The sequence below is a fragment of the Reyranella sp. genome, assembly GCF_017305915.1.
GTDB lineage: Bacteria > Pseudomonadota > Alphaproteobacteria > Reyranellales > Reyranellaceae > Reyranella.
Genome location: NZ_JAFKJN010000008.1, coordinates 107,409 through 134,387, shown reverse-complemented (window position 1 = coordinate 134,387; position 26,979 = coordinate 107,409). Strand labels below are relative to the sequence as shown.

Sequence of the window (26,979 nt, the reverse complement as noted above, 5' to 3'; positions counted from 1 at the left end):
TGTTGTCGGGAAACTGAAGGGCGGCCTCTCGGCCGCCCTTCCGATTCCCCCTCACACACCCCCCCCCCGGCGGGGAGAGGAGGAAGGGCGTCAGGTCTTCTTCGCCTGCAGCGCCGTGCGCACCGCAGCTTGCGTGATCGGCAGGCTCCTCACCCGCACGCCCACCGCGTTGAAGATCGCGTTGGCGATCGCCGGTGCCACCACCGTGACCGCGGGCTCGCCGCAGCCCGAGGGCGGATCGTTGTTGGCGATGATCGATATGTCGAGCTCCGGCATCTCGCTCATGCGCATCGGCGTGTAGTCGCCGAAGTTGGTGGCCTGCAGCGCGCCGTTCTTCAGCGTCGCCTGCTCGAACAGCGCCAGCGACATGCCCCACAGGGTCGAGCCCTCGATCTGCGCCTTGACGCCGTCGGGGTTGATCACCGTGCCGAGGTCCATGGCGACGTTGAGCTTTTTGACCTCGAACGCGCCGCTCGTCGGGTTGACCTCGACCGTGGCGGCGCAGGCCGTCCAGGTCGCGGTCGCCCGCTCCTGGCTGGAGACGCAGGCGATGCCCATGCCGGTGTTCTTCGGCAGCGTGACCGAGCCCCAGCCGGCGCGGCCGGCCGCGGTACGCAGCGCGTTGGCGAGCTTCTTGGCCCCGCCGGCGTTGTTGCCGGCGCCGTCGAGCATGGCCAGGCGATAGTCGACCGGATCCTTGCCGGCGGCGTGCGCCAGCTCGTCGATCAGGCTCTCGACCGCCCAGAAGGTCCAGCCCGGCGCCACCGAGCGGAGCTGGCCCGAGGGCGTCGCCCTCTGCGCCAGCTCGTTCAAGATGGCCCGCACCTTGTGGTTGGGCACGGTGTACCAGAAGTCGGCGCCGTTGACGGTGAAGCCGTCGAGCGGCCCCTTCTTGTCGACGGCGGGCGTCAGGAACTCCGGGATGCCCCAGCGCGCCGTCGGCCAGGCGCAGACCACGTCGTGCTGCAAGCCGACCAGCTTGCCGTCGGCATCCACGCCGGCCTTCACCTTCTGGTAGGTGAGCGGCCGGGTGAAATCCATCGCCATGTCGTCTTCGCGGGCATAGATCAGCTTGACCGGCTTGCCGACGGCCTTCGAGGCGAGCACCGCGGGGATGACCATGTCAGCATCGAGCCGGCGGCCGAAGCCGCCGCCCATGAAGTACTGGTGCAGCACCAGGTTCTTCGGATCGACGCCCAGCGCCGCCGCGGCGATGCCGCCGGTGCGCGAGGCGAACTGGTTGCCGGTGTGGACGTGCCACACCCCGCCCTGCTCGTAGGCGGTGGCGTTCATCGGCTCGAGCGGCGCGTGGATGTTGATCGAGGTCAGGTACTCGGCCTCGACGGTCTTGGCCGCACCGGCGATCGCCGCGGCCGGATCGCCCTGGGAGACGAAGAGCTGGCCGGCGGCGTCGCTCGCCTGCAGCTTCTTGGCCTCGTCGATGATCGTCTGGTCGCTGACGTTGGCGTTAGGGCCCTTGTCGTAGGTGACGATGAGCGCGTCGGCCGCCTTCTTGGCGCCCTCGTAGGTCGTGGCGACCGCCACGATCCAGCCCGAGGTCGTGCCGGTCTTGTCGTCGAGCGTCACCGCCTTGACGTAGCCCTTGACCTTCCTGGCCTCGGTCTCGTCGACCGCCTTGACCGTCGCGCCATAGCGCACCGGCGGCATCACCGGCCGGCCGTACAGCATGCCCGGCACCATGGTGTCGATGCCGAACTTCGCCGTGCCGTTGGTCTTGGACGGGATGTCGAGCTGCGGCACCGCGACGCCGACCAGCTTGTACTGGTCGGGCGTCTTGAGCTTGATCGCCTTCAGCTCGTCGGGCGTCCAGGTCTTGCTGGCCTTGCCGTCGGCCACGATCTTGGCGTAGCTCACCTTCTTGCCGGTCTTGCTGTGGATGACCTGGCCGTTGGACGCGCGGCATTCGCCGACCGGGACGCCGAGCAGGCCGGCCCCCGCCTCGATCAGGGTGATGCGGCCGGCGGCGCCGGCGCGGCTCATGGTCTCGAAGTTCATGCGGGTCGACCACGATCCGCCGGTGATCAACGCGCCCAGCATCGGGTCGTTGTACTTGGGATCGTTGTTGGGCAGCGCGATCCTGACCTTGCTCCAATCGGCCTCGAGCTCCTCGGCCACGATCTGGCACATGGTGCTGGAGACGTGCTGGCCCATCTCGGCCTTGCCGACCATGACGGTGACGATGCCGTCGGGACCGATCGAATACCACGCGGTCGGCCCGAAGCTCTGGGCGGCGAGAGCGTCCTTGATGCCGTTCGCCGCGACATAGCCGAAGGCCAGGCCCGTGGCGGAGGCGCCGACGATGAAGCTGCGGCGGCGGAGGGAATTGCGTTCAATGTGGGTCATGTCACGCTCCCGACTTGGCGCGGATATCGGCGGCGGCGCGGATGATCGCCTTCTGGATGCGGCCGTAGGTCATGCAGCGGCAGAGGTTGCCGTCCATGTGCGCCACGATCTCGGCCTTGGTCGGGTCCCGGTTGGTCGCGAGCAGCGACGCGGCCTGCATGATCTGGCCCGACTGGCAGTAGCCGCATTGCGCGACCTGCTCGGCGATCCACGCGTCCTGCAGCGGGTGCGGCTTGCCGCCGACCGTCAGGCCTTCGATGGTGGTGATCTTCTTGCCGACCGCGTCCCTGGCCGCGGTCTGGCAGGAGCGCACGGCGGTGCCGTCGAGATGCACCGTGCAGGCGCCGCACAGACCAGCGCCGCAACCGAACTTGGTACCGGTCATCTGCAGATGCTCACGGATGACCCAGAGCAGAGGCGTGTCGTTCTCGACATCGACCTGCTTCTGCTGGCCGTTGACGGTGAGTGTCAGCATGTATCCTCCGGGAGGCTGGCTTCGTTGGGTGAGCCACACGCGCAGTCGTTCTGTCGAATGCGCACTCTTTTTGGTTGAGACGAGCGTTGTCCCAATCCCGGAAGACGTCAAGGAGCGTTATTCGATATCCGGAGGACGCCGGCGCATGGGTCTCCGCACAGATGGTGAATGCCGCGAGTTACTCGCGGGTTACCGGCCGGATCACTGGTGCGTTGCTGCGTTACTGGCGCGACCGCTGCTCGGCGACCGGCTGGCCGGAGGTGCCGTCGTAGCGGCTGTTGTTGACCCACATGATGCCGAGCACGACCACGGTGGCGGCGAGCGCGGCGCAGATCATCACGATCAGCGGCTTGGAATCGCCGGCATCGACCGGCTGCGACGGATCTCCGGGCGCTCTCTCCCGCTCGGCCTCGCGGTTGAGGCGGTCGATCCGCTCGCGTTCGTAGGGGTCCATAGCGACAGCAATGTCTGGCCGGAGGATTGGTTGCCGACGTAACATGGCGCCCAAACCTAGGGAGAAACGCCATGACGCGCCGTTGGCTGTCGGTCTGTCTCGTATCCATGGGTATTGCGGGGAGTATCGCGAACGGCGCCTCTGCCCAGCAGCAGAAGGTGGGCGCCGCGCCCGAGGCCTCCAACATGAAGCTGGTCGGCTGGAGCGACCTGCAGGCGCGCTCGGCCTACCAGCCCACCATCCACAAGCAGGGCAGCCGCTTCATCGCCTATGTCGGCCATCACGGCGGCACCGACGACGTGCCGACGCCGGTCAACCCGATGACCGGGCAGCCGGAACCCAACGGCACCTCGATCCTCGACGTCACCGATGCCGCGCACCCCAAGTACCTCCGCCACATCCCCGGCGCGCCCGGTAAATACGAGGATGGCGGCGCGCAGATGGTGCGGGTGTGCGATGGCGCACAACTGCCGAAGGGCGACAAGAACGCGGTCTACATGCTGCGGACCTATGGCGGGCAGGCGCATGAGATCTGGGACGTCGCCGATCCCTCGAGCCCCAAGCTGGTGATCCGTCTCGACGGCCTGCGCGACACCCATAAGAACTGGTGGGAATGCGACACCGGCATCGCCTACCTGGTGGGCGGCGCCAAGGACTGGCGCACCAAGCGCATGACCCAGGTCTACGATCTCTCCGATCCGGCCAAGCCCGTGCACATCCGCGACTTCGGCCTGCCCGGCCAGGAGCCGGGCGCGACCGGCCAGGTGCCGACCGACCTGCACGGCCCGATCTCGACCGGGCCGCAGGGCAACCGCGTCTTCTTCGGCTACGGCACCAACAAGGGCGGCGTGATCCAGATCGTCGATCGCGAGAAGCTCTTGAAGGGTCCGCCCGAGCCGACGCCCGACAACCTGCGCGCGCCCGAGGTCGGGCGGCTCCTGATGTCGGCGTGGAACGGCGCACACACCGTGTTCCCGATGCTGCAGATGCCGATCGCGGAGTTCGCCAACGACAAGGACGGCAAGACGCGCGACATCGTGATGATCGTCGACGAGGCGATCCTCAACGAATGCAACGAGCCGCGGCAGATGATCTGGTTCGCCGACATCTCGATCGAGACCCGGCCGACGATGATCTCGAGCTGGACGGTGCCCGAGGCGAGCGGCCATTTCTGCCAGCGCGGCGGCCGCTTCGGCGCCCATTCCTCCAACGAGAGCATGGCGCCGGTGTTCTACAAGAAGATCGCGCTGATCGCCTGGTTCAACGCCGGGGTGCGGGCGATCGACGTGCGCGATCCCTATCACCCGAAGGAGATCGGCCATTTCATCCCGGCGATCACCGACAAGACCGACAAGCGCTGCGTCAAGGTCGACGGCCAGGACCGCTGCAAGACGGCGATCCAGACCAACAACGTCGAGACCGACGAGCGCGGCTACGTCTACATCGTCGACCGGGCGAATACCGGCATGCACATCCTCGAGCTTGGCGGCGAAGCGCGCCAGGTCGCGGGGCTGAAGTGACGCCTGTGGGGCTCACCCCCACCCTGGCCCTCCCCCTGAGGGGGAGGGTTGGGAGGGGGTCCGCGCGCTCCCAGCCATGATCTCCCGCCGCACCATCGTGCAGACCTCGCTGGCCGGCGGGCTGATCGCCGGCCTGGCGGGGTTCTCGCTGGTCGCCAACTGGTGGCCCAAGCCCGACCGCGACGAGGAGGCGACTGGCTGGCGGCGCATCGCCTGGCCGTTTCCACGCGACGCCTTCCCGGCCGGCCGGGCGTGGACGCGCGACGGCACCGAGGTCTATGTCCGGCCGAAGCTCGGCTTCTGCGGCAACTGCGACACCGGCGTGGTCGAGGATTCCGAGATCGACGGCAAGAGCGACATCGACCTGCTCGACGACAAGTTCACGCCGGTCCGCGAGGGCAAGCGCATCCAGATCACCGACCTCGCCGGCCGCGCGCGTCTCTACAGGATCAAGAAGGATGGCCGCGAGCGGTTGGCCCAGGGCATCGCGGTGTCGCTCAACTGCGACCTCATCGTCGCCGTCGTCGTCGGCAAGGTCGACGACGACGCGGTCGCCAGGGCCGCGCAGCGCTTCCTCGAGACCAACACCGTGCAGGTGTGGCTCAACGCCGCCCTGGAAGGGAAATGAAGACTGTCATCGCGAGGCGCGCCTGGTGACGTCGGCCATCCCAGCCTCCTCGCGATGTCGTTGCCCCGAAGCAACGTGTCGCGACGAGTCGAAGTTGCTGCGCGCCTTCAGACGCGCATCACCGTCCAGCCGCGCCGGCGGTAGCCGTCCTTGACGATGGCGATCATCGGCACCGAGCGCACGACGCACAGCCCGAGCAGCACCATGAGCATGGCGATGTAGGCGTCAGCGCCGCCGAGGTAGTTGACCATCGCCAGCACCACGAAGGCCGCCCCGGCGATGCCGACGAGGTCGACCGCCAGCGCCAGGAAGAAGCGGCCGACGAACCCCTTGACCAGCACATAGAAGCAGCCGAACAGCCCGGCCACCACGTACGAGCTGCCATCGAGACTTCGAATCGCGTTCGATTCCGGTTCCTCGACCTCATAGGTCGGGAAATACCTGTGAAACATCCCACACTCCCGCAATCTGCTTACGGCGTGCACCCTCGCAGGGCAAGCGCCGGCGCGCTTAATTGCGGCGGAAATGCAAGGTGACGCAGGCAGTGCAGCCAGCCACACTACCCAGATGGCTTCCCTGATGGCTCCCCTTCACATCGGCATCGCCGCCTGCTCGGCCGAGGGCGCGGCGCTGTGCTACCGCACCATCTGCACCGAGGCGCCGGCGCTGCTCGGCACCCACGACCATCCCGAGGTCACCGTCCACACGCCCTCGCTCGGGCAATACATGGACCACATCTATCGCGGCGACTGGCCGGCGGTGGCCGAGATGATGCTGACTTCGGCCGAGAAGCTCGCGCGGGTCGGCGCCGACTTCGTGATCTGCCCCGACAACACCATCCACCAGGCGCTGCCCTTCATCGAGGCGCGTTCGCCGCTGCCGTGGCTGCACATCGCCCACTGCGTCGCCGACGAGGCCCGCGCGCGAGGCTTCCGGAAAGTCGCGCTGACCGGCACCAAGTGGCTGGTCGGCAGCCCGGTCTACCCCGCCGACTACGTCCGCCCGACGATGGACGAGCGCGAGGAGATCAACCGCATCATCATGGACGAGCTGGTGCGCGGCGTCGTCAAGCCCGAGCAGGTCGCGTACTTCCAAAAAGTCATCGGCCGGTTGAAGGGCGAAGGCTGCGACGCCGTCGCCTTGAGCTGCACCGAGATCCCGCTGATCATGAACGACCGGAACTCGCCGCTGCCGACGCTCGATTCGACCCGGCTGCTGGCCCGCGCGGCGCTGAAGCGCGCGATCGCCGGAGTAAAGAAGGCGGCCTGAATTCTGTCGTCCTGAGCGCAGCGAAGGACCTCATCGCCGTTCGCAACCGGCATGAGATCCTTCGCTACCCTCAGGACGACAGTTTTGCTGTCAGCTCCAGACGTCGCGCGCGACCTCGACGCAGCGGGAGAGCTTGGCCCACTGCTCGTCCTCGGCCAGCAGGTTGCCCTCCTCGGTCGAGGCGAAGCCGCATTGCGGCGACAGGCAGAGCTGGTCGAGGTCCGTGAACTTCGCCGCCTCGTCGATACGGCGCTTAAGCTGGTCCTTGCTCTCCAGCGCGCCGGTCTTCGACGTCATGATGCCCAGCACGACCTGCTTGCCCTTCGGCAGGAAGCGCAGCGGCTCGAAGCCGCCGGCGCGGTCGGTGTCGTACTCCATGAAATAGGCATCGACGTTCATCTGGTTGAGCAGGATGTCGGCCACCCGCTCGTAGCCGCCCTGCGCCATCCAGGTCGAGCGGAAGTTGCCGCGGCAGAGATGCATGCTGATGGTCATGCCGGGCGTACGGCCCGCGACCGCGGCGTTCACCAGGTCGCGATAGACGTAGAGCAGCTTGTCGGGATCGTCGCCGCGATCGCGCAGCATCTGGCGCTGGTTGTCGTCGCACAGATAGGCGACGAACACCTCGTCGAGCTGCAGGTAGGTGCAGCCTGCCTCGGCGAACGCCCGCACCGCCTTGGTGTAGGCTTTGCCGAGGTCCTCGTAGAACGGCTCCATCTCGGGATAGACCGATTTGTCGATCGCCTTCCGTCCGCCGCGGAAATGCAGCGCGGTCGGCGACGGGATGGTCATCTTCGGCACCGCCGTGGCGACCGACTTCAGGAACTTGAAGTGCTCGATCATCGGATGCGAGGCTGAGAAATCGATCTTGCCGTGCACGTGCAGGCCCTCGGCCTTGGTCTCGGTGCCCTTGAACTGTAGGCCTTGCGCCACGCTCACCAGCTCGACGCCGTCGAGGTGCTTGAGGAAATCGTAGTGCCACCACGAGCGGCGGAACTCGCCGTCGGTCACCGCCTGCAGGCCGATCGATTCCTGCTTCGCGACGAGCTTGCGGATCTCGGCATCCTCGACGGCCTTCAGATCGGCCGGCGTGATCTCGCCGGCCAGCCGCTGGGTGCGCGCCTGCTTGACCGGCGCGGACCGCAAGAGGCTGCCGACCTGATCGGCACGGAACGGCGGCTTGGTGCGTTGGCTCACGCGCGGACTCCCAGGGCGTTGCGGATCGAGCGGTGGAAGTGGACGAGCAACGGCTCGTTGCGGCCGTAGATCACCTCCTCGGTCGCGCCCGACTCGAAGCCGATCTGCATGCGCTCACCGAGCGGGAAGTCCTCCTCCATCACGGTGCGGATGGCGATGTCGCGGTTCTTCTCCCAGTAGGAATCGGGTCGGGTCGATTCGGCCGGCCTGTAGATCGTCATCTCGACCTCGCAGCGGCTGGGATCGTCTCTATCGGGGAAGGCGCGCCAGATCTCGACATGATCGAGCTGCCAGATCAGCAGCGCGTTGGGGAAGAGCTGGTAGATCGACACCACGTGGCGGCGGTAGTCGCGCGTGTCCTCGGCCATGGTGCGCTGCGATTCGATCGTGGTCTTCGGCACGCTGAGCCGCCCGTTCAGCCCGCCGCTCTTGAACACCCCGCAATTGCCGACGAAGTACGGCGCGATGGTTTTCCGGTGCAGGTGCGGGATGTGATAGCCCTCGAGGAAGGTGTCGATCGCGAACTTCCAGTTGATGCGCGGCGTCACCTTGTCGGTCGAATAGAGCGGATGGCTGTCGAGCCGAAGCGCCGCCATGTCAGGCGCGATCGCCCCCAGGACCGCATCGATGTCGATCGGCTCGCCGCCCGGCTGCGCACGGATGTAGAGCATGCCGTGCTTCTCGGCGGCGGGCAGCGGCACCAGCCCGTGCGCGCCGTGATCGAGGCCCTCGAAGCCGACCTTGTCGGTGGTGCCGAGCAGCTTGCCTGCCGAATCGTAGGTCCAGCCGTGATAGGGGCAGACGAAGGCGCGGGCATTGCCGCAGCCGGTCGCGACCGGCGCGCCGCGATGGCGGCAGATGTTGGCGAAGGCCCGCACCTGCCCGTCGGCGCCGCGCGTCATCAGCACGGGCATGCCGGCCACGTCCTCGGTGAGGAAGTCGCCGGGCTTGGGCAGCCGCGTCGACAGGCCCATGAAGATCGGCAGCGCGCGGAACAGCCGGTCGCGCTCCACCGCCGCCCGCTCGCGGCAGGAGTAGTTGATCGTCCGGTTGCGGAACAGCGCGTCCGCGAGGTCGGTGGTGCGGCCGTCGATATGGCCGAACAGCCGCCTCCCGACGGCCAGCTCTTCTTGTCTGTCCATGGCCTGAAGTTAGGCCGCATTGCCCCCCGCCGCCAGAGGGAGACGACGGCGATGGAGCGGCTTGGCCAAGCCGCGCGGCATTTCCGTGCCGTTTGCTCTAGCCGCCTGCGCCTTCTACCATCCCTTTGCCGATGTTCGAGGGACGCAAAAGTGGCGCGTGAGCAACGCAAGCTGGCCGCGATCCTTGCAGCCGACGTCGTCGGCTACTCCAGGCTCATGGGCCGTGACGAGAGCGGTACGCTTGCCCGTCTCAAGATGCATCGCAGGGAGCACCTGGAGCCGACGCTGGCGCGAAATAGTGGTCGGTTGGTCAAGCTGACCGGAGATGGCGTGCTGGCCGAGTTCGGCAGCGCCGTGGATGCGCTCAGGGCTGCCATCGAGTTTCAGCAGGCCGTGTCGGACGCCAATCAGGATCAGCCCGAGAATGCGCGAATCGTTTTCCGGATCGGACTTCACCTCGGCGATCTGATCGTCGAGGGCGACGACCTCTACGGCGACGGCGTCAACATCGCGGCAAGGCTCGAGGCGGAGGCCGCGCCGGGTGGGATCCTGGTATCGCGCACAGTCCACGAGGCGGTGGAAGGCCGGCTGAAGGTTTCTCTGCATGATCTCGGTGCATTGACGCTCAAGAACATCGAGCGCCCGGTGCGGACGTTCAAGGCCGAATGGAATACCGCCGACTGGACCGTGCCGAAGGATGGGTCCGGTGCGCCGCCGTCGGCAACGGGATCGCGGCCGGCACTCGCCTTGCCGGACAAGCCGTCGATCGCGGTCCTGCCGTTCCAGAACATGAGCGGCGATCCGGAGCAGGAGTATTTCGCCGATGGCATGGTCGAGGAGATCATCACCGCCATGTCCCGCATCCACTGGCTTTTCGTCATCGCACGCAATTCCAGCTTCACCTACAAGGGCCGCGCCGTGGACATCAAACAGGTCGGCCGCGAGCTCGGCGTGCAGTACGTGCTCGAAGGAAGCGTGAGAAAAGGCGGCGACCGCATACGCATAACCGGCCAGCTGATCGATGCATCCACCGGAGCGCACCTCTGGGCGGATCGTTTCGACGGCACCCTTGCCGATGTCTTCGACCTTCAGGACCGTGTCGCCGCCAGTGTCGTGGGGGCAATCGGGCCCAAGCTGCAACGGGCGGAGATCGAGCGCTCCAGCCGCAAGCCGACCGAGAACCTGAGCGCCTACGACTATCTCCTGCGTGGCGTCGCCAGCCTGCATCAGGATACCCAGGAGTCGAATGCGGAGGCCTTGGCGCATTTTGGGCACGCCATGAACCTGGATCCCAATTTCGCCGCAGCCTTCGGCCTTGCCGCGCGCGCCTACACCCGTCGGCAAGTGAACGGCTGGATGGCCGACGATGCGGCGGAGCGCCGTGAAGGCAGCCGTCTCGCCCGGCGGGCGGCGGCGCTGGGCAGGGATGACGCAGTGGCTCTCTCGGCGGCGGGTGTCGCGCTGGCAATCCTCGCGGAAGAGATCGAAAACGGAGCGGCGCTCATAGATCAAGCTCTCCTTCTCGATCCGAACATGGCCGCGGCGTGGCACTTCAGTGGGCTCGCCAGGCTCCGCCTCGGAGAGGCAGCGCTGGCACTGGATCACGAGATGCGAGCAATGCGTCTCAGTCCGCTTGATCCCCTGATCGGCCACATGCAAGCCGCCGCCGCCCAGGCGCTCCTTGCCCTTGGCCGCCGCGACGAAGCCTGGGAATGGGCGCGGCGAGCCGTATCGAGCAAGCCGAACTGGATCCCCGGTGTGATCGTCGCCGCTGCGAGCGCCGCTTCATGCGGCCGGTTGGCAGAAGCCCGGGACCTGGCCACCCGCTTGCGCGTGCTCGATGCAACACTGCGGACATCGAATGTGCGAGAGCGGATGGCGGTTCGTCGACAAGAACATCTGGCAGCTTACCAAAACGAACTGCGGCGGCTCGGCGTGCCTGATTGAGGCCGCGAACCGACCGGGCCCTCACAGAAGGCTGAAAATGTCGCCTGGCGTCTTGCCGCTTTCGCGCAGTGCGCGCAGCGTCAGGGACCTGTCGCGCTTGGCGAAGCGGCGGCCCTGGGCGTCGGTCATCAGCCGGTGGTGGGCGTAGCGCGGCGTCTCGTAGCCCAAGAGCCGCTGCAGCAGTCCGTGGACATGGGTCGAGGGCAGCAGGTCCTCGCCGCGCGTCACCAGGGTCACGCCCTGCAGATGGTCGTCGACCGTGACCGCGAGGTGGTAGCTGGTCGGCGTGTCCTTGCGCGCCAGCACGACGTCGCCGAACAGCATCGGTTGCCCCTCGATCCGCCCGCGCGCCTCGTCGAGGAAGTGGTACGGCCCGGCCTCGCCCGCCGCCTTCGCCGCGTCGAGGCGCAGGCAATGCTCCTCGCCCACCGCCAGCCGCGACCGGCGCTCCTCGCGCGGCAGGTGGCGGCAGGTCCCGGGATAGAGCGGGCCGTCCGGCCCCTGGAGCGAGGCGTGCGGTGCGTCGGTTGCAGCGGCGATGTCGGCGCGGGTGCAGAAGCAGGGATAGATCAGGCCGCTTGCATCGAGCGCGTCGAGCGCGCGGCCGTAGTCGGCGAAATGCTCGGACTGCCGCCGCACCTCGCCGTCCCAGTCGAGCCCGAGCCAGCGCAGATCCTCGAGAATCGCCGCCTCGAACTCGCGGCGGCTGCGGCGGATGTCGATGTCCTCGATGCGCAGCAGGAAGCGGCCGCCGGCCTCGCGCGCGCGCTGCCAGGCGATGCGCGCCGAATAGGCGTGGCCGAGATGCAGCTCGCCGGTCGGGCTGGGGGCGAAGCGCGTGACGACTGTCATGGCTTCGGGGTCATTGCAGGAAATCGAGCAGCGCCTGAGGCATCCGCGGCACCGGCCGCGGCGGCGGATCGGCGGCGCGCAGCTCGACATAGATGGCGGCCGCCTCGACGAAGGCCTGCCGGATTGCTGCCGCGTCGTAGCCGGCCAGGGTCGGCAGCAGTCTTTCGCGCGCGCCGGCCAGCGTCTCGAGCCGGCGCTGGCCGCGCATCGGCCGGCCGGCCTGGAGCTGCATCATCGGCCCCAGCACCATGCTGCGCAGGAAGTCGAGCGTGCTGATCGCCTCGAAGTATTCGCCGCGCGCCCATTTCGAGGCACCGTAGTGCAGCCACAGCCAGACGCGGTCCTCGAACCATTGCGGCTCGCGCGGCGCCTGGCCGAAACGGGCCGTCGACAGCCACGCCTCGATGGCCGCCGGATCGCGCGCCCACAGCACCTTCGGCCGCTCGCCGAGCTGCGCCGGCTCGGCGCGCGGCACGAACTTGTAATCGACATGCAGCAGCGGCGGGCCGTAGAGGCAGATCAGCAGCTTCGGCTCGCCGACATGCTCGCCGGTGAAGCCGGTCAGCAGCGGTCCGATCGCCTCGGCGAAGGCCCGGCGGTCGGCCACCGGCGCCGCCTCGACCACGACGAAATCGAAATCGGACTGCGCGTCCCAGCCGCCGGTCACCCGCGAGCCCATGCCGAGCAGCGCATCGACCCGGACGTCCCGGGCGACGGCGGCGAGCACGCGATCGAGCATCGCCTGCTGTGAATCGCTGAACATGCGCGGAACTTACAGTCCCGTCGCGCGGCATGCTATGCGGAGCCATGGCACAAATCGTCCTCGACTCGGCCAATCTCAGGAAGGCGATGCGGCACCTCGCCAAGGTCGATCCCGACTTCGCGCGGGCGATCAAGGAGGTCGGGCACCCGGAGCTGCGCGTCGTGCCGTCGGGTTTCGGCGGCCTGATGCGCTCGATCGTCGGCCAGCAGGTCTCGGTGCATGCCGCGCGCTCGATCTGGCTCAGGCTCGAGGCGCTGCTGCCGACCGGGGACCCGGCCGAGTTCCTGCGGCTCACCGACGAGCAGCTCCGCGGCGTCGGCCTTTCCAACGCCAAGATGAAGTACGGCCGCGCGCTCGCCTCCGACATCGTCGAGGGCCGCATCGATTTCGCCAGGCTTGCCGAGCTCGACGACACGGCGGCGATCGCCATGCTGACCCAGGCCAAGGGCATCGGGCCGTGGACCGCCGAGATCTACCTGATGTTCGCGCACGGCCGGCCCGACATCATGCCGGGCCTCGATCTCGGCCTGGTGATCGCCGCGCAGCACCTGAAGAAATTGCGCAAGCGGCCGGACGCAAAGCGGCTTCTCAAAATCGCCGAAGCGTGGCGGCCGTGGCGCAGTGCGGCGGCGCTGCTGCTCTGGCACTATCGCCGCAACATGCCCGACTGGAGCAAGAAGGAATGAGCCGCTCATATTCCTCTCCCCCGCCAGGGGGAGAGGAGAAAGACTCAGCCATGAAAAAGCTGGAGGGACCGAGCCACGGGCCGCACGGCGGCGGCAAGCCCGGCCATCTCGTGGTCCTGCTGCACGGCTATGGCGCCGACGGCAACGACCTGATCGGGCTGGCACCGGTGCTGGCGCCCTTGATGCCGGACGTCGTGTTCCACGCGCCCAACGCGCCGTACCCTTGCGAGGGCAATCCGTTCGGCTATCAGTGGTTCGGCATCTCGCGGCTCGATCCGAAGATCACCGCCGAAGGCGTGCGCTCGGCGGCGCCGTTCGTCGACAGCTTCCTCGACGACACCATGGCGCAATATGGGCTCGACGAGAGCAAGACCGTGCTGATCGGCTTCAGCCAGGGCACCATGATGTCGCTGCATGTCGGCCTGCGCCGCGAGAAGCCGCTCGCGGGCATCATCGGCTTCTCCGGCCTGCTCGCGGCGCCCGAGGCGCTCGGCAAGGAGATCAAGTCGCGGCCGCCCGTGCTGCTGCTGCACGGCGACAGCGACGAGATGATCCCGCCGATGATGACCGAGCGCGCCGCCGAGGTGCTGCGCCAGCACGGCGTGCCGACCCGCATGCACATCGCCCAGGGCGTCGGCCACGGCATCGACCAGACGGGGCTGAGCCACGCCGCGCGCTTCCTGCTCGAGGCGTTCAAGCTGCCGATGCCCCAGGGAAACCAATAAGGGAAACCAATAAGGGAAACCATTAGGCGATGAAGATCGACGGCACCGCCGCGCGCGGCTTCGAACGTGTCGCCGAAGCCTTCGAGCGCAATTTCGGCGAGCGCGGCGAGGTCGGCGCCTCGCTGTGCGTCACGGTCGGCGGCAAGACCGTCGTCGACCTGTGGGGCGGCGCGGCCGATCCCAAGACCGACACGCCGTGGACGAAGGACACGGTCGGCATCGTCTTCTCCTGCACCAAGGGCGCGACCGCGCTGTGCGCCCACGTGCTGGCGAGCCGCGGCACGCTCGACATCGACGCGCCGGTCGTCGAGCTGTGGCCGGAGTTCGGCCAGCACGGCAAGGAGCGCGTGACCACGCGCATGATGCTCGACCATTCGGCCGGCGTGCCGGCGCTGCGCGACAAGGTGAAGGACTCAGGTCCCTACGAATGGGACTACATGACCGAACGGCTGGCCGCGGAAGAGCCGTTCTGGGTGCCGGGCACACGCAACGGCTATCACGGCTTCACCTTCGGCTGGACGGTCGGCGAGATGGTGCGGCGCGCCTCGGGCAAGTCGCTCGGCACCTTCTTCCAGGACGAGATCGCCAAGCCGCTCGGCCTCGACTTCTGGATAGGCCTGCCCGAGGCGATCGAGCCGCGCGTCGCGCCGATGATCCCGTACGTCTACAGGGCGGGCGAGGCGAAGACGCCGTTCATGATCGACCTCGCCAAAGTCCCGACGTCGCCGGCGTCGCTGTTCTTCTTCAATGTCGGCGCCTGGCGCACCGGCGGCGCCAACAGCCGCGACGGCCATGCCGCCGAGATCGGCGCGGCCAACGGCATCACCAACGCGCGCGGGCTCGCGGGCATGTACGCCCCGCTGGCGCAAGGTGGCGGCAAGCTGGTCGATGCGAAGACGCTGGCGCGCATGGGCGAGGTCTCGATGGCGACGCACGACGACGCCACGCTCCGCATCCCGACGCGCTTCGCGCCGGGCTTCATGAAGTCGATGGACAACCGCCGGCGCAGCGTGGGCGCGCAGATCTTCGGGCCGGACATCGACAGCGTGATCATGAGCAGCGCCGCCTTCGGCCATGTCGGCGCCGGCGGCTCGCTGGGCTTCGCCGATCCGGCCGCCGGGATGTCGTTCGGCTACACCATGAACCGGATGGGCCCCGGCCTGCTGCTCAACGACCGCGGCCAGGCGCTGGTCGACGCCACCTACCTCTCGCTCGGCTACAAGAACAAGGACGGCGGGGTGTGGAGCCGCTGAATCCTGCGCTTCGGAATCGCAGTTCATGTGCAGCAGTAGATGTGAAAAGATTAATTAGAACAAAGACTTGCGGCCGAGTTGCGACTGAGTATTAATTCGGCGGAATGGCCCATCAACTCGCTAGCCCAATGACATCGACGACCGCCGAAGGCGCCTCTCAGCCGCAGCCGCCCCTTGCCGTGCGCGTGCGGCCCCTGCGCATCTCGACCGATCGGCTGATGGGCGGCCGGCGGGAGATCGTGCTCCAGCACGGCCTGGAAGAGTACCGACTGCGCATCACCTCCGCCGGGAAGTTGCTCCTGACCAAGTGACAGCGCGGCGTGTCCGCGTCCTCCTCAGCCAGCCAACCCGCACCGATCGTTCGAGCGGGCAGCCAGCCAGTCCTCCGACTCCCACCCGGAATCTGCTGCGAGGCTGCCAATGCGCGCCAACCAACAACGACTTGTCGTGTCCACAATCGCCGTTCTGTCCGCGCTCGGTCTGGGCAGCGGCCGGGCCTCCGCCCAGGCCCAGCCCTCGACCGAGGAGCTGCTGCAGCAGATCAAGCTGCTGGAGCAACGCCTGAAGTCGCTCGAGGCCCAGGTGCAGAAGCAGCAACAACAGACGCAGGCGCAGCGCCCGCCGGCTCCAGCCCAGGCGCGTCCCGCCGCGGCCCAGACGGCGACGGTCCAACCCGTCGCCCGGTCCACCACAGCCTCCGTCGCCGAGCCGCCGGCCGCACCCGGTCCCGCCATCACGCCGCCTCCCGTCCAGGCCGCCGAGGCCAAGCCGGCCAACAAGGACCTGTTCGGCCTCGCTCCCTCGCCGATCGAGGGACTGAAGATCGGCATGTATGGCGAGCTGAAGTTCGGCACGCAGCAGAATCCGAGCGCGGGCGGCCAGTGGCAGACCGGCTTCGACGCGGCGCGGATCGTGCTGCTGCCCTCCTACAGGTTCACCGACAGCATCATCTTCAACGCCGAGATCGAATTCGAGCATGCGGGCGCGGGCTTCGACAACGACGACAAGCTGCACGGCACCGCCGAGATCGAGCAGGTCTATGTCGACTTCCTGGTGGCGAAGTGGCTCAACATCCGCTCGCCCGGCATCGACCTGGTGCCGGTGGGCTATATCAACCAGCACCACGAGCCGACGCAGTTCTACAGCGTCAACCGGCCGGAGCTGGTCAACGGCCGCAACAACGGCCTGGTGCCGACGACCTGGGCGACGCCCGCAGCCAGCGTCTACGGCCGCATCATCGACGGGCTCGACTACCAGATCCAGGTCTCGAGCACGCTCGAGGATTTCGGCGACAGCTTCGACAACCGCACCGACGGCAACCACGTCGCCTCGGGCGCCTATGCCGGCGGCATCAACGGGATCAGCGGCCTCAATGCCGCCCGGGCGCCGCGCGGCGACTACCGCCAGCTCAGCAACGAGCTGGCATGGACGCTGCGCCTGGGCTACGAGCCGGCCTTCCTGCCGGGCTTCGCCGGCAGCACCAGCGTCTACTGGAGCAACAACGTCGTGCCGCGCGGCGCGCACGACGACAACGGCAACCTGCTCGGCACGTCGAGCCTCGCCCTGTTCGACACCGAGTTCCGCTACCGCCCGCCGCACACCGGCTGGGAGTTCCGCGGCGAGGGCGTGCTGGTGTCGTTCGGCAATCCGGCGGCGCTGCGCGCCAACAACGACAGCGATCCCACCAACAACGTCGGCAGCACCATGTGGGGCCTCTCCGGCGAGGTCGCCTATCACTTCCCGCTCGGGCACATGCTGGGCGGCGACTGGGAAGCGGTGCCGTTCTACCGCTACTCCTACATGAACAAGCAGACCGCGGGCTTCGCCGGCACCGACGCCAACACGCCGACTGGCGCGGGCCAGCAGCAGTATCATACGGTGGGCGTCGCGGTGTTCCCCACGCCGCAGCTCGTGCTCAAGGCCAACTGGCAGAAGGTGATCGATGGCTCCCCGACCGGCGCGATGTCGGACTTGTTCCTGGGCGGCATCGGCTTCCACTTCTGAGGCCGGCGCATGAGCCGGTCATCGTGGCTGCTGCCGCTCGCCTCGATCGTCGTGGCTGTGCCGGCGCAGGCGACCCAGTATCTGTCGGTCGAGCAGGCGCAGCGGCTCTGCTTCCCGGCGGCGAGCGAGTTCGTCGAGGCGCACATCGTCTTCACGCCGGCCGACGTCGCCGCCATCGAGCGCGCCTCCGGCCAGAAGGTGCGCACACGCGGCGAGCAGGTGTGGCGGGCGCAAGCGGGCGGGCGGCTGCTCGGCTTCTTCATCGTCGACTACGTGATCGGCAAGCACGAGGTGATCGACTACGCCGTGGCGCTCGACGCGTCGGGCAAGGTCGGGCGGATCGAGATCCTGCAATATCGCGAATCCTACGGCGGCGAGATCGCCAACCGCGACTGGCTGGCGCAGTTCGCCGGCAAGGGCGGCGGTGCTTCGCTGGCGCCGGGCCGCGACATCACCATCATCTCGGGTGCCACGCTGTCCTCGCGCCACGTCACCGAGGGCGTCAAGCGCGTGCTGGCGATCCATGACCTCCTGCTGCGTTGAAGCCTGCCGCGCGCGGCCGCTGCTCGGCACCCTGGTCGAGATCACGGCCTGGGGCGCCGACCGCGCCGCTCTGGACGACGCGATCGACCGGAGCTTCGACGCCGTCGCCACCGTCCATCGCCTGATGAGCTTCCAGGAGCCGGACAGCGAGCTCAGCCGGCACAATCGCGGCGCGGCGGCGGGCGGGCTGCATCCCTGGACGCAACGGGTGCTGGCCGCGGCAACGGATCTTCGTGCCCGTTCCGGCGGGGCCTTCGACGCGGCCTGCGGCGGGGCCGGCATCGATCTCAGCGGCATCGCCAAGGGCTTCGCGGTCGACCGCGCGATAGAGACGCTGCGGTCGGCGGGCGTCGCGCGGGGCATCGTCAACGCCGGCGGCGATCTCGCCGTGTTTGGCGACCGTGAGATCCCGGTCGGCGTGCGCGATCCGGCCGAGCCGGGGCGGCTGGCCGCCATCGTGCGGCTCGGCAACACCGCCTTCGCTTCGAGCGCCCGCCCGCTCGACCCGATGACGCGCAAGCCTGCAAGCGCGTGCAGCGGCGCCAGCGTGCGCGCGCCGAGCTGCATGATCGCCGACGCGCTCACCAAGGTCGTCGGCGTATCGGGCGAGGCGGCGGTGCCGCTGCTGCGCGAGATGGGCGCCGTCGCCGTGCTGTTCCGCGACGGCCGGATGGTGGCGCTTGCGGATTGAGCCCTGGCTGCGCCGGCTGCTCTACGCCACGCTGGCGACGCTGTTCGCGACCGGCGCGGTCTGGTGGTGGCTGGATGAAGGCGCTGCGGCGCGGCCCACGCTGCTCGCGCTGCACGGGCTTGCCGCCATGCTGTCGCTGCTGGCGCTCGGTGCCGTCGCCGTGCTGCACGCGCGTGCGAGCTGGTCGCGGCGGCGCAACCGATCGAGCGGCGTGATCGTCGCCTGCTCACTGGCCGTGCTCGTGACCACGGCCTTCGCTCTCTACTACGCCGGGCAGGAGACATTGCGAGACCTCGCGTCTCTCGTGCACCTGGTCGCGGGCCTGGCGCTGCCGTTGATCCTTCTCGTTCACATTTCGCTAGGCATCCGCTCCCGTCGGGCTCTCGACGACGACGATTGGTAGGACGGCGCGATCGCCGTACAATCGGCCGTTCATGTTGCCTGTCTTCCGGCCCCTGAAGGACCGCGCCGTGTTGGTCGTGTGGTCCGGCCTCTGCACCTCGACCGTCGGCGAGGACCTGTTCCGGGTGGCGAGCGTCTGGCTCGCCGTCGAGGTCGCCGGCAACATGGTCGGGCTGGTCACCGGCGTGCAGTACGTCGCCATGCTGGTCGCCGGCCTGTTCGGCGGCGTGCTGTTCGATCGCTGGCGGCCGGTGCGGGCGATGCTGGTGTCGCGCTGGTGGAGCGCCGCCTTCTGCCTGCTGCCGGTGATCGGCTACTACGTCTCGGGCCTGTCGATCACCCTGCTGATCGTCGCCTCGGTCGGGCTGGCCTCGCTGCGCATGGTGTTCTCGCCGGCGCTGCAGTCGACCATCCCGACGCTGGTGCGCGACCGCGACGGCCAGCAGGCGATCAACGGCCTGTTCGACGCGACCTACCGCATCGCCCGCCTGATCGGCCCGATGGTGGCGGCGCTGCTGCATCTCTTCATGCCGGTGATCCACTTCCTCACGGCGACGGCACTCGGCTTCCTGGTCTCGGGCGCGGCGATCCGGGCGGCGCAGACGCGGCTCGAGGACGGCCTGGCCGATCCGGTGCGCATGAAGCCCGGGCTGAAGGGCGCCTGGGAGGCGCTGACCGCGGGCATGCGGCTGATGCTGTCGGAGCCGGTGACCGGCGCGGTGCTGCTGACCAACGCGCTGATGAACGGCCCCTGGATGGTGGCGCTGAGCCTCGCCATCGCGCTGATCGTCACCGAGTACAAGCCGACCTTCCTCGGCTTCGGCGATCTCTCGGCCTACGCGCTGGTGATGGGCGCCTACGGCGTGGGCGACGTCACCGGCAACATCATCGCCGCGAGCGTGCGCTTCCGGAACCCTCTGTCGACCATGTTCCTGGGCTACGTCGCGATGGGCACCGGCTTCTCCTGGCTCGCCGTCTCGGTGTGGCTGCTGCCGGGCGAGGTGCTGCTGCCGGCGATGATGATCGGCGGCCTGCTGGGCGGGCTCGGCGGCCCGTTCTTCTTCGTGCCGATGATCACCCGCATGCAGACGGTGTTCCACGGCCACGACATCGCCCGCGTCTTCCGCTTCCGGCTGGTGGTGATGGCCGGCGCCATGCTGATCTCGAGCATCGTCGCGACGTGGTTCTTCGACGCGATGGGCGCCGTCGCCACCCAGCTCGCTTGCGGCGTGCTGATCTTCGGCATCGGCATCGTCGGCCATGTCCTGTGCCGCCGCCACGAACGCAAGGAGCGCCGCGGCAGCGCCGACCCGGTGCCGGCGCCGGGCGAATAATCTTGCGCTGAGGGCGCGCCACTCCAGGGGCGCGATCTTCTGGCTGCACCCCCATGACGCGTCACTGAAGTGACGCGCCCCCAGCATAAGAAATCCCCCTTGCGGGAAACGCCGTGTATTGATAGCGTCTGGATAGATACACACCGTTTCCCTAAACGGAGGCTCCGATGGCCAAGGCGTTCCCTTCCGACAATCCGTTCCTGACCAGCCCCTACTACGCGCCGGTCAACACCGAGGCGGATGCCGCCCATCTGCACGTCACCGGCGAGGTGCCGGCGGCGCTCACCGGCACGCTCTACCGCAACGGCCCGAACCCGCAATTCGCGCCGCGCGGGCCGTACCACTGGTTCGGCGGCGACGGCATGATCCACGCCTTCCATGTCGAGAACGGCAACGTCTCCTACAAGAACCGCTGGGTGCGCACGCCGAAGTGGGTGCTGGAGAACCAGGAGGGCGAAGGCCTCTCGGGCACCTTCGGCAACCCGCGCTACACCGACCCGCGCGTGATGGCGCTCAACTCGACGATCGCCAACACCAACATCGTCTGGCACGGCGGCCGCCTGCTGGCGCTCGAGGAGGCGCACGCGCCCTTCTCGCTCGATCCCGCGACCCTGATGCCGGTCGGCCCGGACGGCGGCTACGAGACCTACGGCAACAAGCTCGTCGGGCCGTTCACCGCCCATCCCAAGATCGATCCGCTGACCGGCGAGATGATCTTCTTCGGCTATTCGGCCAAGGGCCGCTTCAGCAGGGAGATCAGCCTGCAGACCGTGGACAAGGACGGCCGTATCACCCGCGCCGAGATCCTCGAAGGCCCGTACCCCTCGATGATCCACGACTTCGCGGTGACGCGGAACTGGATCGTGCTGCCGATCTTCCCGCTGACCTCGTCGATGGAGCGCGCGATGAGCGGCAAGCCGCCGTTCGCCTGGGAGCCGGACAAGGGCACGCACATCGCCTTCATCCCGCGCAACGGCACCGTCGCCGACGTAAAGTGGGTCAGCGCGCCGCCCTGCTACGTGTTCCATCCCATGAACCATTACGAGACGGCCGACGGCAAGATCGTGGTCGACGTCATGAAGTTCGAGGTGGCGCCCTTGTTCCCGCTGCCCGACGGCTCGCCGCCCAGCAAGCAGCTGCCGTTCGCCAAGCTGCACCGCTGGACCTTCGATCTCACCGGCAAGGGCAACACCATGAAGGAGGAGCAGCTCGACGACCGCTCGGGCGAGTTCCCGCGCTTCGACGAGCGCTTCTGCATGAGCGACTACCGCCACGGCTGGATCGTCGGCGGCGACGTCACCGATCCCAAGGTCGGCGACCCGCGCCACGACGGGCTGGTCCACTACGACCTCAAGACCGGCAAGAGCACCGCCTTCATCGCCGGCGAGGACGACCGCTTCGGCGAGCCGATCTTCGTTCCGCGATCCGATGACGCGGCCGAGGGCGACGGCTGGCTGCTGAGCGTGCTCTATCGCGGCGAGGAAAAGCGCTCGGACCTGGCGATCTTCGAGGCTACCGACATCGGCCGCGGCCCGATCGCCTTGGCGCACCTCACGAGCCGGGTGCCGGCCGGCTTCCACGGCAACTGGCGGCCGGGTAGTCTCGCGCCGTGATCACCGTCCACCACCTCAACAACTCGCGCTCCCAGCGCATCCTGTGGATGCTCGAGGAGCTCGACCTGCCCTACGAGGTCAGGCACTACCAGCGCGAGCCCACCATGCAGGCGCCGGCCGCGCTTCGCGCCGTCCATCCGCTCGGCAAGTCGCCGGTGATCACCGACGGCGACAGGACGCTCGCCGAATCGGGCGCGATCCTGGAGTACCTGGTCGACACCTACGGCGGCAGCAAGCTCAAGCCCGCCGCCGGCACGCCGGAGCGCATCCACTACACCTACTTCCTGCACTACGCCGAAGGCTCGTTGATGCCGCTTCTGCTGATGAAGCTGATCTTCAACCGCATCCCCGGCCGCCTGCCGTTCTTCATGCGGCCGGTCGGCAAGGCGATCGCCAACGGCGCCAACAAGACGCTGCTCGATCCGCAGATCGGCGCCCACTTCATGTTCCTCGAAGGCGAGCTCGCCAAGCGCCAGTGGTTCGCCGGACCGGAGTTCACCGCCGCCGACATCCAGATGAGCTTCCCGCTGGAAGCCGCGTCGGCGCGTGCGCCGATCGTGCGGCAGATGCCCAAGCTCGCCGCCTTCCTCGACCGCATCCATGCGCGGCCGGCCTACAAGCGCGCCCTCGAGAAGGGCGGGCCCTACGAACTGATGAAATAGGAATAAGGACACATGGCTCTTCCCGCTTTGTTGCGTGACTCGCTTTCGATCCCGGTCGTCGGTGCGCCCCTCTTCATCGTCTCCAATCCCGACCTGGTGATCGAGCAGTGCAAGGCGGGCATCGTCGGCTCCTTCCCGGCGCTGAACGCGCGCCCCAAGGAAGTGCTCGAGGAGTGGCTGAAGCGCATCACCTCCGAGCTCGGCGAGTACAAGGACAAGAACCCGACGAAGAAGGTGGCGCCGTTCGCGGTCAACCAGATCGTGCACAGCTCCAACGACCGGCTCGGCCACGATGTCGAGCTCTGCGAGAAGTACAAGGTGCCGATCCAGATCACCTCGCTGCGCGCGCCCGACGACGTGGTGACGTCGGCCAAGCGCTACGGCTGCCTGGTGTTCCATGACGTGACCAACGTGAAGCACGCCAAGCGCGCGCTGCAGGCGGGCGTCGACGGCTTGATCCTGGTCTGCGCCGGCGCCGGCGGCCATGCCGGTGCACTGTCGCCGTTCGCATTGGTGCCCGAGGTGCGACAGTTCTACGACGGCTGCCTGCTGCTTTCGGGCTCGATCGCCAACGGCGCCAGCGTACTGGCGGCGCAGGCGCTGGGCGCCGATCTCGCCTATCTCGGCACGCGCTTCATCGCGGCCAAGGAAGCCAACGCCACCGACGCCAACAAGCAGTGCATCATCGACTCTTCGGGCGAGGAAATCGTCTACACTAACCTCTTCACCGGCGTGCACGGCAACTACCTGAAGAAGAGCATCGCCGCCTCCGGCCTCGATCCCGACGACCTGCCGGTGGCCGACAAGAGCAAGATGAACTTCGGCTCGGGCGGCAACAGCAAGGCCAAGGCCTGGCGCGACATCTGGGGCGCCGGCCAGGGCGTCGGCCAGATCCACGACGCCCCGCCCGCCGCCGAGATCGTCGGCCGCCTCAAGGCCGAGTACGACGCCGCGCGCGCCGCGCTTTTCGCCGGCGAGACCGTGCCGACCCGCCTCGCCCAGGCGGCTGAATAGGGCGGCCGAGCAGGTGTCCCTCTACGAGATCCTCGCGGTGGCCGCCCTGCTGGCCGCCGGCGGCTTCGCGTACCGGCTCTATCGCAAGGACACGCGGCCCGGCGCGCCGACGCCGCCGCCGAACGCCGGCCAGCCGATGTTCAGCCGCGACCGCGACAAACGTTGATCTAAAGGCCGATCGCGCGCCTGACGGCCTCCGGTTCGCGGTCGATCACCTGCAGCAAGGTCCGCGCGGCGCCTGCCGGCTTGCGTCGGTGCTGCTCCCACTCCTGAACGGTGCGGACGCTAACGCCGAAGACGTGCGCAAAAGCTGCCTGGGACATCTTCAGCCGCTTGCGAACGCGCGAAGGGTCGACCGCTTTCGGCGGATTGACCCGGCGGAACGAGGCCAATTGCCGGGCCGTCAGGATCGGCGCGTCATCATCGGGCGCGAACGCAGCCGGGCTGTTCAGCCGCGACTTGTCGACACGAGGCTGCAGGACACGGCCTTCGCTGATCAGGCGCCCGCTGGTGTCAATCCGTGCCTTCACGATACGTCCGGTCTTCATCCCGTTCTGCCCTTCGCGCCGATATGATTCTTATTTCTGTTGCGACGTCGCGTGTAGACGACGAAGTAGGTCAAACCGTCGATCTCGACGATCGTCTGGTGTCGAGGCTCGCCGTCTGTCTCGCCATTCGATGCGGAACGGATCGCCAAAGACCAGAGACGCGTAGCCGAAATCGAAGCCGCGCAATTCGTAGTTGGCGTCGCTCTTGGCTTCGTCCCATTCGAACAGCACAGGGGTACTATACGTCAGCGCCGTATATATGGCAATGCCTCGGACCTTTCCAAGCCCCCTGGCCCCCTGCTAGTCATCACCCCGCATGCGTCGACTTTACGATTGGGTGATGCGGCTCGCGCAGCACCGCTTCGCCATCCCCTTCATGGGCGTGGTGTCTTTCGCCGAAAGCTCGTTCTTTCCCATCCCGCCGGATGTGATGCTGATCCCGATGGTGCTGGCCAACCGCAAGAAGGCCTTCACCATCGCGGCGGTGTGCACCGTGACCTCGGTGCTGGGCGGGCTGCTGGGCTACGCCATCGGCTTCTACTTCTTCGAGACGATTGGCGCCTGGGTGGTGAAGACCTACGGGCTGCAGGCCGGGCTGGAGAAGTTCCGCGAGGGCTTCGCCGAATGGGGCATCTGGATCATCCTGATCAAGGGCCTGACGCCGATCCCCTACAAGCTGGTGACGATCGCTTCAGGTGCCGCGCATTTTGACCTTTTCACGTTCGTGTGGGCGTCGATCGTGACGCGTGGCGTCCGCTTCTTCCTCGTGGCAGCCTTGCTGTGGAAGTACGGCGAGCCGATCCGGACCTTCATCGAGGAGCGCTTCACGCTCGTCAGTTGGGCGTTCCTGATCGCGCTGGTCGGCGGCTTCGTCGTGGTGCGTTACCTTCTGTAGCCGGACATGTCCCTGCCCTACGCCACCCGCCTCGGACTTGCAGCCGCCATCGGCAGTGCCCTGCTGCTGGGCGGCGCCTATTACTTCCAGTACGGGGTCGGGCTGGCGCCGTGCGACATGTGCCTGTGGCAGCGCTATCCGCATATGCTGGCGATCCTGTTCGGCCTGCTGACCGCCCCCCTGCTGGTCGAGCCCCGGGTGGCGCTGGTCTTCGCCCTGGGCGCGATCGTGGCGCTGTTCGCGACCTCCGGCATCGGCATCTTCCATGCCGGCGTCGAGCAGCACTGGTGGCAGGGCCCGCAGGCCTGCTCCGGCCGGGTGCCCGCCGGCCTCTCGACCGAGGAGCTGAAGAAGTGGCTGATGAGCGCCCGCATGGTCCGCTGCGACGAGATCCCCTGGCAGCTGTGGAATATCTCGATGGCGGGATGGAACGCCATCCTCTCCGGCACGTTGGCGATCGTGCTGTCGATCAGCGTGCTGAACCACATCCGGGGGGAAAAGGCATGAGAACCGCCGACCCGCGCAATCCCGGCGACCCCGACCCGCGCCAGACCGTCGAGCGGGTGATCCGCGTCGACCAGGCCGGCGAGTTCGGCGCCGTGCGCATCTACGAGGGCCAGCTCGCCGCGCTGCGCTGGACCGGGCGCAGCAACAGCGACGCGGGCCGCAAGATCTCCAACATGGCCCGCGCCGAGCGCGAGCACCGCGCGGCCTTCGACAAGATGATGACCCAGCGCCGGGTCCGGCCGACCCTGTTGTCGCCGCTGTGGAGCGTGGCGGGCTTCGGGCTGGGCGCGGTCACGGCGCTGATGGGCGACAAAGCCGCGATGGCCTGCACCGTGGCGATCGAGGAGACGATCGACGAGCACTATGCCAGCCAGGCCGCCCAGCTGGGCGACGACGAGGCCGAGTTGCGCAGCACGGTCGAGAAGTTCCGCGCCGACGAGATAGCCCATCGCGACGAGGCGCTGGCCTCGGGCGCCGAGCAGGCGATCGGCTACCCGGCGCTGACGGCGGCGATCAAGGCGGGCTCGCGGCTCGCGATCTGGCTGTCGACGAGGATTTGATCCGGGACCGTCGTCTTTTCTGAAGCGTGCGGGCTCTCGCGCCTCAGAAGGCGCTGCCGCCCGCCAGCGCGTATGAACGCGCTAGAGCGATTTCCGGGCAGATGGAACCGCTCGCGGTTCCATCTGCCCGGAAATGCGCGCACGGGCGTTGTTGTTGCAGCAGGCATATTCCGTTCGGCTGATTCCAGCCGAACGGAATATGCTCTAAGGCTGATCCGTATCCGTCTCCAGCTCGCTGTCCCAGTACAGGAAGTCGCGCCAGCTTTCGTGCAGGTAGCCGGGCGGGAAGGCGCGGCCGTTCTCCTGCAGCTCCATGGTCGTCGGCTCCGACGGGTAGCGCTTCATCGCCATGCCGCTCTCGCGCAGCAGCCGGTTGCCCTTGAGCAGGTTGCACGGGCTGCAGGCGGTCACGACGTTGGTCCAGCTCGTCCGGCCGCCGCGCGACTTCGGCACGACGTGGTCGAAGGTCAGCTCGTTGGTCGCGAAGTCGCCGTTGCAGTACTGGCAGACGAAGTGGTCGCGCAGGAACACGTTGAACCGCGTGAACGCCGGCCGCCGCGCCGCGGGGACGTACTCCTTCAAGGCGATCACGCTGGGCAGCCGCATCTCGAAGCTGGGGCTGTGGATGATGCGGTCGTATTCGGAGATCACGCTGACCCGGTCGAGGAACACCGCCTTGACCGCGTCCTGCCATGACCAGATCGACAGAGGGAAGTACGACAACGGCCGGAAGTCGGCGTTGAGGACCAGCGCATGGCAGGACTCAAGGCCGGGCGTCACGGCTAGCTCCGCCGCCGTTGGCTGGGACTACTCGGAAAGTCGATCCGATCCATCATGGCGGCGCGCATTGTGGCAAGGTTTTGCGGAAACACAATATGTCGGCGACGCCGTCATCGACGTGTCTCCCAGAGGTAATATGATCGTTGCCGGA

General features: G+C 67.8%; 31 protein-coding genes. 20 read left to right on the top strand and 11 right to left on the bottom strand.

Translation table 11 applies throughout. From position 1 onward, the window contains the following. Positions 1-90: 90 nt before the first annotated feature. From J0J01_RS05640 to J0J01_RS05630, 3 genes are all read right to left on the bottom strand, one after another. A complete protein-coding gene (locus tag J0J01_RS05640; RefSeq protein ID WP_296379248.1) occupies positions 91-2,364 on the bottom strand; it encodes a molybdopterin cofactor-binding domain-containing protein in 2,274 nt (757 codons plus the stop codon). A gap of 1 nt (position 2,365) precedes the next feature. Beyond that, complete coding sequence (locus J0J01_RS05635) at positions 2,366-2,839, bottom strand: (2Fe-2S)-binding protein (RefSeq protein WP_296379247.1); 474 nt, start codon at positions 2,837-2,839, stop codon at positions 2,366-2,368. A gap of 220 nt (positions 2,840-3,059) precedes the next feature. Continuing rightward, positions 3,060-3,293, bottom strand: a complete 234-nt coding sequence (locus J0J01_RS05630) for a hypothetical protein (protein WP_296379246.1) — start codon at positions 3,291-3,293, stop codon at positions 3,060-3,062. 107 nt (positions 3,294-3,400) lie between these two features. Here J0J01_RS05630 and J0J01_RS05625 point away from each other — a divergent pair, with 107 nt between their 5' ends. Beyond that, positions 3,401-4,813, top strand: coding sequence for a hypothetical protein (locus tag J0J01_RS05625; RefSeq protein WP_296379402.1), 1,413 nt, complete (start codon positions 3,401-3,403; stop codon positions 4,811-4,813). A gap of 76 nt (positions 4,814-4,889) precedes the next feature. Further along, positions 4,890-5,441: a hypothetical protein gene (locus J0J01_RS05620; protein ID WP_296379245.1), complete on the top strand. Its 552-nt coding sequence runs from the start codon at positions 4,890-4,892 to the stop codon at positions 5,439-5,441. A 107-nt stretch (positions 5,442-5,548) separates the two neighbouring features. On the opposite strand, the gene J0J01_RS05615 is transcribed toward J0J01_RS05620, so the two are convergent. Continuing rightward, positions 5,549-5,893 carry a hypothetical protein gene (locus J0J01_RS05615; protein WP_296379244.1) on the bottom strand — a complete coding sequence of 115 codons (345 nt, stop codon included), beginning with the start codon at positions 5,891-5,893 and terminating at the stop codon, positions 5,549-5,551. Positions 5,894-6,020: 127 nt separating this feature from the next. Here J0J01_RS05615 and J0J01_RS05610 point away from each other — a divergent pair, with 127 nt between their 5' ends. Continuing rightward, positions 6,021-6,710 carry an amino acid racemase gene (locus J0J01_RS05610; RefSeq protein WP_296379243.1) on the top strand — a complete coding sequence of 230 codons (690 nt, stop codon included), beginning with the start codon at positions 6,021-6,023 and terminating at the stop codon, positions 6,708-6,710. A gap of 90 nt (positions 6,711-6,800) precedes the next feature. Here J0J01_RS05610 and J0J01_RS05605 read toward each other — a convergent pair whose 3' ends face one another. Together J0J01_RS05605 and J0J01_RS05600 are read right to left on the bottom strand one after the other, a co-directional pair. Then, positions 6,801-7,907, bottom strand: a complete 1,107-nt coding sequence (locus J0J01_RS05605; protein WP_296379242.1) for a 5-methyltetrahydropteroyltriglutamate--homocysteine S-methyltransferase — start codon at positions 7,905-7,907, stop codon at positions 6,801-6,803. Beyond that, positions 7,904-9,049, bottom strand: a complete 1,146-nt coding sequence (locus J0J01_RS05600) for an SRPBCC family protein (protein ID WP_296379240.1) — start codon at positions 9,047-9,049, stop codon at positions 7,904-7,906. The genes J0J01_RS05605 and J0J01_RS05600 overlap by 4 nt, the downstream gene beginning before the upstream one ends. A gap of 150 nt (positions 9,050-9,199) precedes the next feature. Between J0J01_RS05600 and J0J01_RS05595 the strand changes: the two genes are divergently transcribed. Further along, a complete protein-coding gene (locus J0J01_RS05595; protein ID WP_296379239.1) occupies positions 9,200-10,996 on the top strand; it encodes an adenylate/guanylate cyclase domain-containing protein in 1,797 nt (598 codons plus the stop codon). A 21-nt stretch (positions 10,997-11,017) separates the two neighbouring features. Here the strand turns inward: J0J01_RS05595 and gluQRS are convergent, their stop codons facing one another. Both gluQRS and J0J01_RS05585 read right to left on the bottom strand, forming a co-directional pair. After that, positions 11,018-11,848: a tRNA glutamyl-Q(34) synthetase GluQRS gene (gene gluQRS, locus J0J01_RS05590; RefSeq protein ID WP_296379238.1), complete on the bottom strand. Its 831-nt coding sequence runs from the start codon at positions 11,846-11,848 to the stop codon at positions 11,018-11,020. A 10-nt stretch (positions 11,849-11,858) separates the two neighbouring features. Further along, the gene (locus J0J01_RS05585) at positions 11,859-12,611 is read right to left on the bottom strand and encodes a hypothetical protein (protein WP_296379237.1); all 753 of its coding nucleotides are present in this window, start codon (positions 12,609-12,611) and stop codon (positions 11,859-11,861) included. A gap of 44 nt (positions 12,612-12,655) precedes the next feature. On the opposite strand from J0J01_RS05585, the gene J0J01_RS05580 reads away from it, so the two are divergent. The 13 genes from J0J01_RS05580 to J0J01_RS05520 all read left to right on the top strand — a co-directional run bounded on the left by J0J01_RS05580 (position 12,656) and on the right by J0J01_RS05520 (position 23,704). After that, on the top strand, positions 12,656-13,297 hold the full coding sequence (locus J0J01_RS05580) for a DNA-3-methyladenine glycosylase 2 family protein (protein WP_296379236.1): 642 nt from the start codon (positions 12,656-12,658) through the stop codon (positions 13,295-13,297). A 50-nt stretch (positions 13,298-13,347) separates the two neighbouring features. Then, positions 13,348-14,022 (top strand): prolyl oligopeptidase family serine peptidase, encoded by a 675-nt coding sequence (locus J0J01_RS05575; protein ID WP_296379235.1) that lies wholly within the window; start codon positions 13,348-13,350, stop codon positions 14,020-14,022. Positions 14,023-14,051: 29 nt separating this feature from the next. Continuing rightward, positions 14,052-15,275 carry a serine hydrolase domain-containing protein gene (locus tag J0J01_RS05570; protein ID WP_296379234.1) on the top strand — a complete coding sequence of 408 codons (1,224 nt, stop codon included), beginning with the start codon at positions 14,052-14,054 and terminating at the stop codon, positions 15,273-15,275. Between the two features lie 128 nt (positions 15,276-15,403). Continuing rightward, entirely contained in the window at positions 15,404-15,586 is a 183-nt protein-coding gene (locus J0J01_RS05565) for a hemin uptake protein HemP (protein ID WP_296379233.1), read from the top strand. Between the two features lie 136 nt (positions 15,587-15,722). Further along, a complete protein-coding gene (locus tag J0J01_RS05560; RefSeq protein ID WP_296379232.1) occupies positions 15,723-17,279 on the top strand; it encodes a hypothetical protein in 1,557 nt (518 codons plus the stop codon). A 9-nt stretch (positions 17,280-17,288) separates the two neighbouring features. Beyond that, the gene (locus J0J01_RS05555; RefSeq protein ID WP_296379231.1) at positions 17,289-17,822 is read left to right on the top strand and encodes an FMN-binding protein; all 534 of its coding nucleotides are present in this window, start codon (positions 17,289-17,291) and stop codon (positions 17,820-17,822) included. Next, complete coding sequence (locus J0J01_RS05550; protein WP_296379230.1) at positions 17,803-18,513, top strand: FAD:protein FMN transferase; 711 nt, start codon at positions 17,803-17,805, stop codon at positions 18,511-18,513. The genes J0J01_RS05555 and J0J01_RS05550 overlap by 20 nt, the downstream gene beginning before the upstream one ends. Next, the gene (locus J0J01_RS05545) at positions 18,503-18,916 is read left to right on the top strand and encodes a hypothetical protein (protein WP_296379229.1); all 414 of its coding nucleotides are present in this window, start codon (positions 18,503-18,505) and stop codon (positions 18,914-18,916) included. Before J0J01_RS05550 ends, J0J01_RS05545 begins: the two co-directional genes overlap by 11 nt. A gap of 31 nt (positions 18,917-18,947) precedes the next feature. Beyond that, entirely contained in the window at positions 18,948-20,249 is a 1,302-nt protein-coding gene (locus J0J01_RS05540) for an MFS transporter (protein ID WP_296379228.1), read from the top strand. A gap of 167 nt (positions 20,250-20,416) precedes the next feature. Then, a complete protein-coding gene (locus tag J0J01_RS05535; protein ID WP_296379227.1) occupies positions 20,417-21,862 on the top strand; it encodes a carotenoid oxygenase family protein in 1,446 nt (481 codons plus the stop codon). Continuing rightward, entirely contained in the window at positions 21,859-22,524 is a 666-nt protein-coding gene (locus J0J01_RS05530) for a glutathione S-transferase (protein WP_296379226.1), read from the top strand. The genes J0J01_RS05535 and J0J01_RS05530 overlap by 4 nt, the downstream gene beginning before the upstream one ends. A gap of 12 nt (positions 22,525-22,536) precedes the next feature. Next, complete coding sequence (locus J0J01_RS05525) at positions 22,537-23,538, top strand: nitronate monooxygenase family protein (protein WP_296379225.1); 1,002 nt, start codon at positions 22,537-22,539, stop codon at positions 23,536-23,538. A gap of 13 nt (positions 23,539-23,551) precedes the next feature. Next, complete coding sequence (locus tag J0J01_RS05520; RefSeq protein WP_296379224.1) at positions 23,552-23,704, top strand: hypothetical protein; 153 nt, start codon at positions 23,552-23,554, stop codon at positions 23,702-23,704. Position 23,705: 1 nt separating this feature from the next. Here the strand turns inward: J0J01_RS05520 and J0J01_RS05515 are convergent, their stop codons facing one another. Together J0J01_RS05515 and J0J01_RS05510 are read right to left on the bottom strand one after the other, a co-directional pair. After that, positions 23,706-24,086 (bottom strand): type II toxin-antitoxin system MqsA family antitoxin, encoded by a 381-nt coding sequence (locus J0J01_RS05515; protein WP_296379223.1) that lies wholly within the window; start codon positions 24,084-24,086, stop codon positions 23,706-23,708. A gap of 30 nt (positions 24,087-24,116) precedes the next feature. Next, complete coding sequence (locus J0J01_RS05510; RefSeq protein ID WP_296379222.1) at positions 24,117-24,317, bottom strand: BrnT family toxin; 201 nt, start codon at positions 24,315-24,317, stop codon at positions 24,117-24,119. 85 nt (positions 24,318-24,402) lie between these two features. Between J0J01_RS05510 and J0J01_RS05505 the strand changes: the two genes are divergently transcribed. The 3 genes from J0J01_RS05505 to J0J01_RS05495 are packed head-to-tail and all read left to right on the top strand — an operon-like array spanning position 24,403 to position 26,048. After that, a complete protein-coding gene (locus tag J0J01_RS05505) occupies positions 24,403-24,981 on the top strand; it encodes a YqaA family protein (protein ID WP_296379221.1) in 579 nt (192 codons plus the stop codon). Between the two features lie 6 nt (positions 24,982-24,987). Beyond that, positions 24,988-25,488: a disulfide bond formation protein B gene (locus J0J01_RS05500; RefSeq protein ID WP_296379219.1), complete on the top strand. Its 501-nt coding sequence runs from the start codon at positions 24,988-24,990 to the stop codon at positions 25,486-25,488. After that, positions 25,485-26,048 (top strand): demethoxyubiquinone hydroxylase family protein, encoded by a 564-nt coding sequence (locus J0J01_RS05495; protein ID WP_296379218.1) that lies wholly within the window; start codon positions 25,485-25,487, stop codon positions 26,046-26,048. The genes J0J01_RS05500 and J0J01_RS05495 overlap by 4 nt, the downstream gene beginning before the upstream one ends. Positions 26,049-26,252: 204 nt before the next feature. Here the strand turns inward: J0J01_RS05495 and J0J01_RS05490 are convergent, their stop codons facing one another. Then, the gene (locus tag J0J01_RS05490) at positions 26,253-26,828 is read right to left on the bottom strand and encodes an HNH endonuclease (RefSeq protein WP_296379217.1); all 576 of its coding nucleotides are present in this window, start codon (positions 26,826-26,828) and stop codon (positions 26,253-26,255) included. Positions 26,829-26,979 lie beyond the last annotated feature (151 nt).